Annotated in this window: 10 protein-coding genes; 4 read left to right on the plus strand and 6 right to left on the minus strand. The window is 65.8% G+C overall.

Annotated elements, in window-relative coordinates:
* Positions 1-6 precede the first annotated feature (6 nt).
* Entirely contained in the window at positions 7-708 is a 702-nt protein-coding gene (locus ABE459_RS04195) for a response regulator transcription factor (RefSeq protein WP_125464189.1), read from the minus strand.
* A gap of 158 nt (positions 709-866) precedes the next feature.
* On the opposite strand from ABE459_RS04195, the gene ABE459_RS04200 reads away from it, so the two are divergent.
* The 3 genes from ABE459_RS04200 to mobA all read left to right on the plus strand — a co-directional run bounded on the left by ABE459_RS04200 (position 867) and on the right by mobA (position 5,814).
* Positions 867-2,042 (plus strand): efflux RND transporter periplasmic adaptor subunit, encoded by a 1,176-nt coding sequence (locus ABE459_RS04200; RefSeq protein WP_323830987.1) that lies wholly within the window; start codon positions 867-869, stop codon positions 2,040-2,042.
* A gap of 11 nt (positions 2,043-2,053) precedes the next feature.
* Positions 2,054-5,176, plus strand: coding sequence for an efflux RND transporter permease subunit (locus tag ABE459_RS04205; protein WP_323830986.1), 3,123 nt, complete (start codon positions 2,054-2,056; stop codon positions 5,174-5,176).
* A 62-nt stretch (positions 5,177-5,238) separates the two neighbouring features.
* Positions 5,239-5,814 carry a molybdenum cofactor guanylyltransferase MobA gene (mobA, locus tag ABE459_RS04210; protein WP_323830985.1) on the plus strand — a complete coding sequence of 192 codons (576 nt, stop codon included), beginning with the start codon at positions 5,239-5,241 and terminating at the stop codon, positions 5,812-5,814.
* Between the two features lie 123 nt (positions 5,815-5,937).
* On the opposite strand, the gene ABE459_RS04215 is transcribed toward mobA, so the two are convergent.
* The 5 genes from ABE459_RS04215 to peaA form a co-directional block, all read right to left on the minus strand.
* Positions 5,938-7,611 (minus strand): fatty acid CoA ligase family protein, encoded by a 1,674-nt coding sequence (locus ABE459_RS04215; protein WP_323830984.1) that lies wholly within the window; start codon positions 7,609-7,611, stop codon positions 5,938-5,940.
* A 138-nt stretch (positions 7,612-7,749) separates the two neighbouring features.
* Positions 7,750-8,871, minus strand: a complete 1,122-nt coding sequence (gene peaD / locus ABE459_RS04220) for a quinohemoprotein amine dehydrogenase subunit beta (RefSeq protein WP_323830983.1) — start codon at positions 8,869-8,871, stop codon at positions 7,750-7,752.
* Between the two features lie 19 nt (positions 8,872-8,890).
* Entirely contained in the window at positions 8,891-9,214 is a 324-nt protein-coding gene (gene qhpC, locus ABE459_RS04225; protein WP_046855356.1) for a quinohemoprotein amine dehydrogenase subunit gamma, read from the minus strand.
* Between the two features lies 1 nt (position 9,215).
* Complete coding sequence (peaB, locus tag ABE459_RS04230; RefSeq protein ID WP_323830982.1) at positions 9,216-10,646, minus strand: quinohemoprotein amine dehydrogenase maturation protein; 1,431 nt, start codon at positions 10,644-10,646, stop codon at positions 9,216-9,218.
* A gap of 53 nt (positions 10,647-10,699) precedes the next feature.
* Entirely contained in the window at positions 10,700-12,265 is a 1,566-nt protein-coding gene (peaA, locus tag ABE459_RS04235) for a quinohemoprotein amine dehydrogenase subunit alpha (RefSeq protein WP_258704361.1), read from the minus strand.
* Between the two features lie 515 nt (positions 12,266-12,780).
* Here peaA and ABE459_RS04240 point away from each other — a divergent pair.
* Positions 12,781-14,274, plus strand: coding sequence for an aldehyde dehydrogenase family protein (locus ABE459_RS04240; RefSeq protein ID WP_323830981.1), 1,494 nt, complete (start codon positions 12,781-12,783; stop codon positions 14,272-14,274).
* Positions 14,275-14,354: the final 80 nt, after the last annotated feature.

Here is a 14,354-nt window from a genome sequence, read left to right on the forward strand (position 1 = left end):
GGCGTATCAGCACTCCCACTCGACGCGGCTGAACAGGTAGCCCTTGCCCCACACGGTCTTGATCTTGCGCGCTTCGCCAGCGCTGTCGTCGAACTTGCGGCGCAGCTTGGAGATGGCCACGTCCACCGATCGGTCGGTGCCGTTGAACTCGATACCGCGCAGCTGCTGCAGGATGCGGTCGCGGCTGAGCACCTCGCCGGCGTTGCGCGCCAGCACCACCAGCAGGTTGTACTCGCCGCTGGACAGCTCCACTTCTTCGCCACGCCAGCTGACCGTGCGCTCGGCCAGGTCGATGTGCAGGCCACCGATGAGGATCTGCTCGCTGTCCAGGCGTGGTTCGTGGATGCTGCTGCGGCGCAGCAGGGTGCGCACCCGGGCCAGCAGCACGCGGGGCTCGCAGGGTTTTGTCACGTAATCGTCGGCGCCCATCTCCAGGCCCAGCACCTGGTCGTGGCTGTCGTCGCGGGCGGTCAGCATGAGGATCGGCAGGCTCTGCGACTCCTGGCGCAGCAGGCGGCACACCTGCAAGCCGTCGAGGCCCGGCAGCATCAGGTCGAGGATCACCAAGTCCGGCTTGAGCTGGCGGAACGCATCCAGCACATGGTCGCCACGGGCGATCACCCGGACATGGAAGTCGTTGCGTTGCAGGTAACTGGCGATCAGCTCGGACAGTGCGCTGTCGTCCTCGACCAGGAGAAGGTTCGGCATAAAGGGCTTTGACGAAGGAGTGAAGGGAGGCAGGATATCGAATCCTGCGCCGGGTGCCGCCGCTGCTTCACACTTTTTCACATACCCCCTACAGAGCTTAACAGCGCCCCCGCGAACGCTTGCCTTAGCATAGGCCCGATCAACCCTGGAAGATCCGTATGTCCATTCTGAGCACTTCGCGCCTGCGCCCCTTGGCGCTATTGGCGCTGTTAACCCTCTCGCTTGCCGGTTGCGATGACGCCGCCGAGCAGGAAGACCAGGCGCCTGTGTCGCAGGTGCGGGTCGAAACCCTGCAGTTGCAGGCGCTGGCCATCAGCAGCGAACTCAGCGGGCGCATCCTCGCCCCGCGCACCGCCGAGGTCCGCGCCCGGGTCGCCGGGGTGGTGCTCAAGCGGGTGTACCGCGAAGGCAGCGACGTCAAGCAGGGCGATGTGCTGTTCCTGATCGACCCGGCGCCGTTCAAGGCCGACCTCGACAGCGCCCGCGCCACCCTGGCCAAGGCCGAAGCCACGGTGTACCAGGCCCGCCTGCAAGAGCAGCGCTATCGCCAGCTGGTCGACGACAAAGCGGTCAGCCGCCAGGAGTACGACAATGCCCGCGCCAGCTTCCTGCAGGCCGACGCCGCGGTGGCCGAAGCCAAGGCCGCCCTCGAGCGCGCCCGCCTCAACCTCGGCTACGCCACCGTCACCGCGCCGATCTCCGGGCGCATTGGCCGGGCGCTGGTGACCGAAGGCGCACTGGTCGGCCAGAACGAGACCACGCCACTGGCGACCATCCAGCAGCTGAACCCGATCCACGCCGACGTCACCCAATCGACTCGCGAGCTCAACACCCTGCGCCGCGCGCTGCGGGCCGGCGAGCTGCAACAGGTCGGCCAGGGCCAGGTCAAGGCCACCTTGATCCAGGACGATGGCAGCGCCTACCCGCTGCCCGGCAAGCTGCTGTTCTCTGACCTCAGCGTGGACCCAAGCACCAACCAGATCACCCTGCGCAGCGAGTTCCCCAACCCCGACCTCGACCTGTTGCCCGGCAGCTACGTGCGCGTGCGCCTGGACCAGGCCGTGCAACCCCAGGGCATCAGCGTGCCGCAACGGGCGATCCTGCGTGACAGCGCCGGCGTTCCCAAGGTGCTGGTGGTCGACCAACAGGACCGTATCAGCGAGCGCCAGGTGCAACTGGGCAGCGCCCAGGGCGACCGCTGGATCGTCAACGACGGCCTCAAGCCGGGCGAACGCGTCGTGGTCGAAGGCCTGCAGCACGTCAAGGCCGGTGACCAGGTGCAGATCGACGAACAACCGGACGCACTCCCCATCGTCCAGCACAACGGCCAGTGAGGGCCTGATCCATGCCGCAGTTCTTCATTGACCGCCCGGTCTTCGCCTGGGTGGTCGCGCTGTTCATCCTGCTGCTCGGCGGCCTGGCCCTACCGCAGTTGCCGGTAGCCCAGTACCCCGATGTGGCGCCGCCGCAGGTGGAAATCTACGCCGTGTACCCGGGCGCCTCGGCGGCGACCATGGACGAAAGCGTGGTCAGCATCATCGAGCAGGAGCTCAATGGCGCCGACAACCTGCTGTATTTCGCCTCGCAAAGCAGCCTGGGCAGCGCCACCATCACCGCCAGCTTCCAGCCCGGCACCAACCCGGACCTTGCCCAGGTGGACGTGCAGAACCGCCTCAAGGTGATCGAGTCGCGCCTGCCGCGCCCGGTCACCCAGCAGGGCCTGCAGGTGGAAAAGGTGTCCACCGGTTTCCTGCTGCTGGCCACCCTGACCTCCGAGGACGGCAGCCTCGACGAGATCGCCCTGTCGGATATCCTCGCGCGCAACGTGATGAACGAGATTCGCCGGGTCAAGGGCGTGGGCAAGGCGCAGCTGTATGGCTCGGAACGGGCCATGCGGATCTGGATCGACCCGGCCAAGCTGGTCGGTTTCAGCCTCACGCCCAACGATGTGGCCGAGGCCATTGCCGCGCAGAACGCCCAGGTGGCGCCGGGCAGCATCGGCGACCTGCCCACCCGGCCGACCCAGGAAATCACCGCCAACGTGCTGGTCAAGGGCCAGCTGAGCACCCCCGAAGAGTTCGCCGCCATCGTGCTGCGGGCCAACCGCGATGGCTCGGCGGTGACCGTCGGCGATGTCGCCCGGGTCGAGATCGGCGCCCAGGAATATCAGTACGGCACCCGCCTCAATGGCAAGGCCACCAGCGCCTTCAGCGTCAAGCTGGCGCCAGGCGCCAACGCCATGGAAACCGCCACCCTGGTCAAGCAGAAGCTCGATGAACTGTCGCGCTACTTCCCGGCCGGGGTGAAATACGACATCCCCTACGACACCTCGCCGTTCGTCAAAGTGTCGATCAAGCAAGTGATCAACACCCTGGTCGAAGCCATGGTGCTGGTGTTCGCGGTGATGTTCCTGTTCCTGCAGAACTTGCGCTACACCCTGATCCCGACACTGGTGGTGCCGGTGGCGCTGATGGGCACCTTCGCGGTGATGAACGCACTGGGCTTCTCGGTCAACGTGCTGACCCTGTTCGGCATGGTGCTGGCCATCGGCATCCTGGTGGACGACGCCATCGTGGTGGTGGAGAACGTCGAGCGGATCATGGCCGAGGAAGGCCTGCCGCCCAGGGAGGCCACGCGCAAGGCCATGGGCCAGATCAGCGGCGCCATCGTCGGCATCACCCTGGTGCTGGTGGCGGTGTTCCTGCCGATGGCCTTCATGAAAGGCTCGGTGGGGGTCATCTACCAGCAGTTCTCGGTGTCGATGGCGGTGTCGATCCTGTTCTCGGCGTTCCTCGCCCTGAGCCTCACCCCGGCGCTGTGCGCCACCCTGCTCAAGCCCATTGGCAAAGGCGAGCACCACCAACGCAAAGGCTTCTTCGGCTGGTTCAACCGCCGCTTCGACGGCATGAGCAACGGCTACCAGCGCTGGGTCACCCACGCCCTGGCGCGCAGTGGCCGCTACCTGCTGGTTTATGCCGCGCTGGTGGGGGTGCTGGTGTATGGCTTCAGCCAGTTGCCCAGTGCGTTCCTGCCCACCGAAGACCAGGGCTACACCATCACCGATATCCAGTTGCCGCCGGGCGCCAGCCAGGCACGCACCATCGAAGTGGCACGGCAGATCGAGGCGCACAACGCCGAAGAGCCGGGCGTGGCCAACACCACGCTGATCCTGGGCTTCAGTTTCTCGGGTAGCGGGCAGAACGCGGCGCTGGCCTTCACCACGCTCAAGGACTGGTCCGAGCGCGGCAGCGACGACAGCGCTCAGTCCATCGCCGACCGCGCGACCATGGCTTTCACCCAGCTCAAGGACGCCATCGCCTACTCGGTGCTGCCGCCGCCGGTCGACGGCCTGGGTGAGTCGAGCGGCTTCGAGTTCCGCCTGCAGGACCGCGGCGGCATGGGCTACAGCGAACTGATGCAGGCCCGCGACCAGCTGCTGGAACAGGCGCGCAAGAGCAAGCTGCTGGTCAACGTGCGCGAAGCCTCGCTGGCCGAAAGCCCGCAGGTGGCGCTGGAAGTGGACCGCCGCCAGGCCAACGCGCTGGGCGTGTCGTTCGCCGCCATCGGCGAGGTACTCAACACCGCAGTGGGCTCCAACTACGTCAACGACTTCCCCAACCAGGGCCGCATGCAGCGGGTGGTGGTGCAGGCCGAAGGCGACCAGCGCAGCCAGGTCGAGGACCTGCTGAAGATCCATGTGCGCAACAACAGCGACAAGATGGTGCCCTTGGGCGCCTTCGTCACCGCCCACTGGCAGAGCGGCCCGGTGCAGCTGACCCGCTACAACGGCTACCCGGCGGTGTCGATCTCCGGTGAACCGGCGCCTGGCTACAGCTCGGGCGACGCCATGGCCGAGATCGAGCGCCTGGTGGCGCAACTGCCTGCCGGCGCAGGCCTTGAGTGGACCGGCCTGTCGCTGCAGGAGCGGCTTTCCGGCAGCCAGGCACCGCTGCTGATGGCGCTGTCGCTGCTGGTGGTGTTCCTGTGCCTGGCGGCGCTGTACGAAAGCTGGTCGATCCCCACCGCGGTGCTGCTGGTGGTGCCGCTGGGCGTACTCGGCGCGGTACTGGCGGTGACCCTGCGCGGCCTGCCCAACGACGTGTTCTTCAAGGTCGGCCTGATCACCCTGATCGGCCTGTCGGCGAAGAACGCCATCCTGATCATCGAGTTCGCCAAGGAACTGGTCGACCAGGGCGTCGATGCAACCCAGGCCGCAATCCAGGCCGCCCGCCTGCGCCTGCGGCCGATCGTGATGACCTCGTTGGCGTTCATCCTAGGCGTGGTGCCCTTGGCCATCGCCAGCGGCGCCAGCTCGGCCAGCCAGCAGGCAATCGGCACCGGGGTGATCGGCGGCATGCTCAGCGCCACCTTTGCCGTGGTGTTCGTGCCGGTGTTCTTCGTGGTGGTGATGCGCCTGGCCGGGCGTGACCGGGCCAGGGTGGGCAAGCCAGTGAGCAGCGAAAGCTGACTGGACAAGCCCCTGGGTTGAATGAGAGGGTTCCCGGCATTGACTGCCCGGAACCCTTTTTCATGCCCGCTGCCCTGCCCCCCTGCTCGATCCTCATCCTCGCCGGTGGCCGTGGCCAGCGCATGGGCGGCCGTGACAAAGGCCTGCTGCCGTGGCGCGGCGAGCCGCTGGTGGCCCATGTGCAGCGTGTGGTGCGAGGGTTGTCCGACGATGTGGTGATTTCCTGCAACCGTAACCAGGAGCTGTATCGGCCCTATGCCGACCAACTGGTTGGCGATGCCGAGGCCGACTTCCCTGGGCCGCTGGCCGGGGTGATTGCCGGGTTGACGGTGGCCAGGCATGAATGGGTGGTGCTGCTGGCGTGCGATGCGCCTTTGGTTGATCAAGTGCTGATTGAAGACCTGCTGAAGCTGGCTGTAGAGCACGACAGTGCGGCGATGGTCCGTCAGGGGGGCTATTGGCAGCCGATGTTCAGTGTGCTGTCGCGGCGGGTGCTGCCGGTGCTGGAGCAGGCTTGGGCGGCGGGTGAGCGGAGTTTGCAGAAGGCGCTGTTGGTTGAGGCTGTGCAGGGGCTGGAGTGTGCGCAGGATGATCAGCGGCTGAGCAACTTCAACAGCCCGGAACTGCTGCAGGACTGAATCATCTGCTGCCAGTGCCAGCCTCTTCGCGGGTAAACCCGCTCCCACAGGTACAGCGCCGACCCTGTGGGAGCGGCGGTGCGCCGGTGCGATTTACCCGCGAAGAGGCCCTGAAAGCAATACTCAACGCCCAGACAGCTCCCCGATACTGATTTCGCGCATCCTGAACTTCTGCACCTTTCCCGTCACCGTCATCGGGAACTCATCAACAAACCGGAAGTGCCTTGGCACCTTGAAATGCGCAATGCGCGCCCTCGCCCACTCGCGCAGTTCCTCCTCGCTGGCGCTGTGCCCAGGGTGGAAACGAACCCAGGCCACGATCTCCTCGCCATACTTGCTGCACGGAACACCGATCACCTGCACATCAGCCACCGCCGGGTGAGTAAAGAAGAACTCCTCCAGCTCACGCGGGTAGATGTTCTCGCCGCCCCTGATGATCATGTCCTTGCTGCGCCCGACGATGCGCACATAGCCCTGCTCATCCATCACCGCCAGATCACCCGTGTGCATCCAGCCCTCGCCGTCGATGCTTTCGGCACTGGCCTTGGGGTTGTTCCAGTAGCCGAGCATCACGCTGTAGCCACGGGTGCACAGCTCGCCGATCTCGCCGCGCGGCAGCGTGTTGCCCTCAGCGTCGACGATCTTGTTCTCCAGCCGTGGCTGGGTGCGGCCGACACTGGTCACCCGGCGCTCAAGGTCATCATCGGCGCCGGTCTGCAGCGACACCGGGCTGGTCTCGGTCATGCCGTAGGCAATCTGCACTTCACCCATGTGCATCTCGCCGATCACCCGGCGCATCACCTCGATCGGGCAGGTGGCGCCGGCCATGATCCCGGTGCGCAGGCTGGACAGGTCGAACTCGCCCCGGCGTGGGTGATCCAGCTCGGCGATGAACATGGTCGGCACGCCGTACAGCGCGGTGGCGCGCTCCTCGGCCACGGCTTGCAGGGTCAGCAGCGGGTCGAAGGCGTCGTTGGGGTAGATCAGCGTGCTGCCGTGGGTCATGCAGCCGAGGTTGGCCATGACCATGCCGAAGCAGTGGTACAGCGGCACCGGCACCACCAGGCGGTCGTGCTCGGTGAGGCCCAGACTTTCGCCAACCATGTAGCCGTTGTTGAGGATGTTGTGGTGGCTGAGGGTGGCGCCCTTGGGGAAACCGGTAGTGCCGGAGGTGTACTGGATGTTGATGGGGTCGTCCGGGCGCAGGCTGGCCTGACGGGCGGCCAGCTGCTCGCTGCCGACCTCCCCGGCCCTGGCCTGCAAGGCCGACCACGGCAGGAAACCTGCGGGTGGCGCGCTGGCCAGGCTGATCACGCCACGCAGCTCGGGCAAGCGCTCGCTGGCCACAGCACCGGGCTGGCTTTCGCCCAGGCCGGGCACCAGGCCGAGCAGCATCGCGTGGTAATCGGAGGTCTTGAAGGCGTCGGCGCAGATCACCCACTGGCAGCCGGACTGGCCCAGGGCGTAGTCCAGCTCGCTGCTGCGGTAGGCCGGGTTGATGTTGACCAGGATCGCGCCGACCTTGGCGCTGGCGAATTGGGTGATGCACCACTCGGCGCAGTTGGGCGCCCAGATGCCCAGGCGGTCGCCGGCCTGCACGCCAAGGGCCATCAGTGCCCGGGCGTGCTGGTCGACCGCTGCGGCCAGTTGCCGCCAGGTGTAGCGCAGTTGCTGGTGGCGGACGACCAGGGCCTCGCGGTCAGGGAAACGGGCGACGGTGGCGTCGAAGGCGTCGCCGATGCACTGGGACAGCAGAGATTTGGCCGGGTCGCCCTGGGAGTAACTTGGCTGGGTCATGGGGTATCTCTTGTTGTTCTTGTAGTGGTTGATCCGGCGCCATCGCCGGCAAGCCGGCCCCCACAGGGATCGCGCCAACCTCAAGGCCAGCGCCGTACCTGTGGGAGCCGGCTTGCCGGCGATGGCGCCGACACCGCTCTACCGGACGAACACCTGCGGCGTGGTGGTCGACATGTCACCGCCTGGCAGCTTGATGTTCTTCACCTTCTCCAGGGTATTCGGGTCGAACACCGCCAGGTCATTGAAGGTGCCGCCCAGGTACAGCTTGTCGCCCGCCTTGTCGAAGGTCACGCAGTAGTAGGTATGTTCCAGATTCGCGGCCTTGACCAGTTTCTTCTGCTTGATGTCGTAGCGCGCCAGGCGGTTGAGCACGCCGTACATCTGGTTGCCATCCTTCGGCGAGCGCAGGCCGGTGAAGTACAGCTCGGTCAGCTCGGCGAACTCCTCGGTGTGGGCCTTGCCGGTCTTCAGGTCGATGCTCAGATAGCCGTACAACGGCTCGGCGGTGGCCGGGTCCTGCTTGGCATCCTTGAACTTGGCAATGGTGTAGAGCATCGAGAACTCATGCCGCGAGCTCTGGTGCGGCCAGAAGTACAGCACGTCGGGCGCGCTGTAGCCGGGGCGGTTCCAGTTGCGCAGCGGCAAGGCGACGGTGTATTTGCCGGTCTTCACGTCCATCTTGTAGATGTCCGGCCCGGCCACGTACAGGCTGCCGTCGTCGGCGGCGCGCATCAGGTACACCTGGCGCGGCATCGGGAAGGTTCGCACCGGCTTGGCGTCCAGCCCATCACTGGTGCGGAACACCTCCAGGCGCGGCGGCTTGACCACGTAATGGTCGTTCAGGCGCTGGCTGGGGTTGACCGTGGCATAGACTTCCTTGCCGTCGGGGCTGATGGCGAAGGAGTACATGGCCTTGCCCACCTCGCCCGGCACGCTGGACAGGTTGGCGTGGAAGGTGGTCTTGCAGCTGTCCAGGTCGATGCCATAGATATCGGCAAAGTGGTTGTTGAGCACGTAGGCGGTACGGTTGTCCGGCGCCATCATCGCCGTGCCCGGGCCAAACGAATCGGGCATGCGGCAGGTCTTGTACAGGGTGTCGCTGGCCACCTCGACCACATGCAGGTTGTTCGGGTAGTTGGTGGCGATGAGGTATTCGTGGCCGGCCTGCAGGGCTTTGCCTGCGTCGTCGGCCTGGGCCGCCCAGGCACAGGCCGTGGCGGCGACGCTAAGCGCGAGTTGCGCGCAGAATCCAGGTTTCATGCGGTTTCCCCTTGTCGTTCTATTTGTCTTTCGGGAATACGGTGCCGAGGTTGCGCCAGTCTTCGGCGGAGTTGGTCGCCTGGGCGTTCCAGTCCTGGTAGGTGCTCATCATGTCCGGCACCTGGGCCGGCCACCAGCAAGGGTCGGAACAGCCATACAGGTCGGCCTCCATCGGCTGGCACAGCGAGCTGACGCCACCAAAGGCGTCCACCTCCCAGCCCGGGTCGGTAGTGGCGGTGCAGCCGGCCACGGCGCTCATCGCCAGCACTTCTTCGACGCGGTCCTCGGCGGCGGCCTGTTCAAGGATGCGCGCCTTGTTGTTCAGCGGTTTGAGGTGCTTCATGTCAGTGCGCCTTCCTGGGAGTGATGTAGCGATCGATGAAGGCCGGGTTGGCGGCCATGATGCGGCTGTAGACCTCGATGCCGAAGTCGACCCAATCGCGCATCAGTTCGCAGTAGTGGTAGGTCGGGTGCTGCGGGTCGCCATAGCGGGCGTAGCTTTCGTGGTAGCAACCGCCGGAGCACAGGTTGCGGATGCGGCAGCTGTCGCAGCCGGTGCCAGTGCGGTCCAGGCGCTGCGACAGGAAGTCATTGAGCTGTGCCTGCTTCACGCCCTGGTGCACGTTGCCGAAGGTCGGCAGGCTGGAGCCGGTGAAGCGGTGGCACAGGTTCAACTCGCCCTCGTGGTCCACCGCCAGCATCTTCAGCCCGGCACCGCACGGCAGGGCCTTCTTGTGACCCTCGTGGATATCGGTGATCAACTGATGCAGGTTGGAGAAGCCGATGTTGCGGTGTTCCAGTGCCGCCTCCAGGTAGCGCCGGCCGAGGGCCTTCATGTTGTCGAACACCTGCACCAGCTCTTCGCCGGTGAGGTTGAAGTCAGCCATGTCACCGGAGGTCACCGGGGCGAAGCCCACCTCGGCAAAGCCCATCTCGTTGTACAGGTGGTTCCAGATGGTCTCCACATCGGTGATGCCCCGGGTCAAGGTCACGCGGGCCCCCACCGGCCGGCTGTCATAGCGCGACAGCAGCATGTCGGCCTTGCGCCGCACCACGTCGTAGGTGCCCTGCCCGCCCACGGTGATGCGGTTGCGGTCGTGCACGGTCTTGGGCCCGTCGATGCTGATGGACAGCCCGAAACGGTGAGCGTTGAGCCAGTCGACGATCTCTTCGGTGAGCAGCGTGGCGTTGGTGGTCATGATGAACTCCACCTGTTTGCCAGCTTCGGCGAAACGCCGCTCGCAGTAAGCCACCATATGTTCGATCAGCGGCCGGTTGGACAACGGTTCGCCGCCGAAGAACACCACGCTGTAGCGGGTTTCGTCGGGCGACTCCTTGAGCAGCATCTCCACCGACGCCTCGGCGGTGGCGGTGCTCATCTTCTTGCCGGCCGAAGGCTTGTCGAGGTCTTCCTTGTAGCAATAGGTGCAGCTGAGGTTGCAGCCGGTGTTGACGTTGAGCACCACGGTGTTGAGCGCCGTGCGCTCGACCTGCTTGAGGGCGATTTCCGGGGTCAGCGGCGAGCCGTCGCTGACCACTTCCAGGGCGATCAGCTCGCGCAGGGTTTCCTGGATGTCCTGCCCGTCGAACTGCTGGCCGAGCTGCTGCATCAGCTCCTCGGCAGAGCAGCCTTGGCGGCGCAGGGTGTCGATGATGCCGCCGGTCACCGCATCGGTGGCGAACAGCGAACTGCTGGGGATATGGAACAGCATGCGGTCGGCATCCACCTGCACTTCGTGCAGGTTGCGTTCGACCAGGTTCAGTAGTGCGCCCATGGCGACCTCCCGATAATCGATTCGTCAGGTGTTTACGCGCTGTGCCCCTGCCCTCAAGGCAACGGCGGGTTGTTCCAGCGCTGCACGGTGACGATCATGTGGCCCTCGCCGGTCTGGCCGCCGTCCGCCAGGGTGGCGATCACTTTCAAGTTGCCGGCGTTGTTGGTCATCATCTTGCGTTCCGGGTTGGGCCCTGCACCGCCAGGTACGAACACGCCGTCGGCCTGCATCTGCCCGGCGAACTTGACGTCTTCGTCCTCGACCGCCCGTTCGTTGAACGGCTCGACTTTCCAGGTGGCCGGCAGGTAGCCGATGCGCAGCGGCTGGCCGCTGGCGTCCTTGCCCCAGGCCTCGGCCTCGAAACGGCCCTGGACCTTGGGCACCGAAGCGCCGTTTTCGCCGATGCGGGCGATGGAGAACGCCGGCACCACCTTGACCTCGTCGACCTTGTCATACACCGCCAGTTGCAGGCCCTTGAGCGCGCCCACCGACACCTCGCGCTGGCCGGCGGCGGCATCCTTGGCGGCACGCGCCTTGACCCGGATCAGCGTCGGTGTCGACTCCAGCACTTCGGTCACGGCCACACCCGCGCCCAGGTCCGGCTTGCCGGTCAGGTCGCTGCCCACCAGGGTGATTTCGCTGTCGCTGCCGGCCTTGATGAAGGCCGGCTGCACCGCCAGCAAACGCCCTTGGCCAGCCTTGGCGGCGTTGAAGTCCAGACCGCGCTCGTCATGTTCGGCCTCGAACATGCGGCCCTTCATCTGCCCGTCGATGGCGGCGAACACCTGGCGCAGGTTGGCCTCGCCGACCTTGACGTTGCCGCGCCACTCGTAACCGTTGTAGAGGATCGCCGAACCGCTGCCGTTGAACGGCGTGCCGTCGGCATAAGCCCCCTTGACCTCGACCTTGAAGGTGTCGCCCTCGCCTGCGCTGACACTCATCACCCCGCGCACATCGCCCTTGGCGAGCATATGCCCGCTGAACGCCCACTGCCCCACCAGCGCGTCGGCCTTGGGCCGGGCCTTGAGCCATTCGGCCCAGGCCGGGTTGTCGAGGGGGAAGCGCTTGGCCAGGTCCGGCACCATCTGCTTGAGGGCGATGTCCAGCCAGTCGCGGTCGCGGGCCTGGGCCTGGTATTCGAGGGACGGCCACTGGCTCAGGTGGAAGTTGACCAGATGCTCCCATTCCTGGGCCGGGCGCCGCTGCAACGCAACCCGGGCACCGGAGTGGCAACGCCCGCACATCTGGCTGAGCTGATCGTCGAAGTGCTCGACGGTGTTGAGCCTGCGCTCCATGGCGTAGCGCACGCCATCGGTCTCGCTGGGTGCCAGGCCCTGCTTGTCGGCCAGGTACTTGACCAGGGTGCGGCGGTCGTCGTCGCTGATCGAAAGGCCGTGCATCACCTGCATGCGGGCGATGCTCATCAGCCAGCCTTCGGGGGTCTTGCGCTGGTGGCTGATACGGCTGTAGCTGTCGTTGCCCTCGGGGATATGGCACCCCATGCACTTGTTCTGCAACAGGCTCGGGCCCTGCTCGGCCGCCATGGCCTGGGCGGACAGCAGTGCGGTGGCGACCAGCGCCAGTGTGCCCGCCTGCCGCCGGAGTCGAGTCGTCTTCAAGGTCAGACCTCCACGGTGTTGTTCTTATCGTTATTGCACGCTTGGGTACTGCGGTGTGCATGTGACAGTTGCGATACAGGAAGTGTGCCAGTTGCAGCAAAAATGTTTTGGATCAGCGAGTTGCCTGGGTTTTGCGGGTATGGGCCAGCGATTGGAATTGTAGGTGAACGTCCCATTTCGCGACTGGGTGTTTCACCTTGAGACAACCGCCGTGGCGGGTAATGCCGGGGCTGCTTCGCAGCCCTTTCGCGACACAAGGCCGCTCCTACAGAGGATCGCGGTCTCCTGTAGGAGCGGCCTTGTGTCGCGAAAGGGCCGCAAAGCGGCCCCAAGCGCCCGTGAATCTGTGTCACATGTCGTCTCACCCGATCTCAATATGCAACAGATCACCCCTGATTCCTTCTACTCCCAAACAGGCAAAAGCCACCGCTTGCTGGGCCTTACCCGGCATCTGAGCCCTTTGGCACGCCCATTGCCCCAGCCCTGCTCACAACCATGACAAGAGGCACCGCCCCATGCATTCCGAACTGCCGATCCTCCCCGCCACACGCGACTTCCTCGCACGCAAGCTCAGGATGCGCATCGGCGCCGACTGGCAGGACGCCGTCAGCGGTCGCACCTTGACCTTTCGCAACCCGGCCAGCGGCGAAGTCCTTGGCGAGGTGCCCGCGGCCGACCCGGAGGATGTCGACCGCGCCGTGCGCGCCGCGCGCCAGGCCTTCGACGATTCGGCCTGGAGCCGCACACGCCCGCGTGAACGGCAGAACCTGCTGTGGCGCCTGGCCGACCTGATGCAGCGCGATGCCCAGCAGCTGGCCGAACTGGAATGCCTGAACAACGGCAAGAGCGCCGCCGTGGCGCAGGTGATGGACGTGCAACTGGCCATCGACTTCCTGCGCTACATGGCCGGCTGGGCCACCAAGATCGAAGGCAGCACGGTCGAGCCTTCACTGCCGCTGATGCCCAACGACCAGTTCCATGGCTTCGTGCGCCGCGAAGCCGTGGGCGTGGTCGGCGCCATCGTCGCCTGGAACTTCCCGCTGCTGCTGGCCTGCTGGAAGCTCGGCCCGGCCCTGGCCACCGGCTGCACCATGGTATTGAAGCCCGCCGACGAAACCCCGCTGACCGCGCTCAAGCTCGCCGAACTGGTGGACGAAGCCGGCTACCCGGCCGGGGTATTCAACGTGGTCACCGGCACCGGCCTGAACGCCGGCGCCGCGCTGAGCCACCACCCGGGCGTGGACAAGCTGACCTTCACCGGCTCCACCGAGGTCGGCAAGCTGATCGGCAAGGCGGCCATGGACAACATGACCCGCGTCACCCTGGAGCTGGGCGGCAAGTCGCCGACCATCGTGCTGCCCGACGCCAACCTGCAGGAGGCCGCCGCCGGGGCTGCCACGGCGATCTTCTTCAACCAGGGCCAGGTGTGCTGCGCCGGCTCCCGGCTGTACGTGCACCGCAAGCATTTCGATAACGTGGTTGCCGACATCGCCGGCATCGCCAATGGCATGAAGCTCGGCAACGGCCTGGACCCGTCGGTGCAGATGGGCCCGTTGATCTCGGCCAAGCAGCAGGACCGGGTCACCGGCTACATCGAACTGGGGCGTGAACTGGGCGCCACCATCGCCTGCGGCGGCGAAGGCTTCGGCCCGGGCTACTTCGTCAAGCCGACGGTGATCGTCGATGTCGACCAGCGCCACCGCCTGGTGCAGGAAGAGATCTTCGGCCCGGTGCTGGTGGCCATGCCGTTCGATGACCTCGATGAAGTGGTGCGCATGGCCAACGACAACCCCTACGGGTTGGGCGCGAGCATCTGGTCCAACGACCTGGCCGCGGTGCACCGGATGATCCCGCGCATCAAGTCCGGCTCGGTCTGGGTCAACTGCCACAGCGCCCTGGACCCGGCGCTGCCGTTCGGCGGCTACAAGCTCTCGGGCGTTGGCCGCGAGATGGGCGCGGCGGCGATCGAGCATTACACCGAGCTCAAGTCGGTGCTGATCAAGCTCTGATCGTTTACCAGTACCGGCCTCTTCGCGGGTAAACCCGCTCCCACATCACCACAGGCCTGAAAACCCTGGGGGCCTTGTGG

It is taken from the genome of Pseudomonas sp. TWI923, from assembly GCF_039673365.1.
In the GTDB taxonomy this organism is placed as follows: Bacteria; Pseudomonadota; Gammaproteobacteria; order Pseudomonadales; family Pseudomonadaceae; genus Aquipseudomonas; species Aquipseudomonas sichuanensis.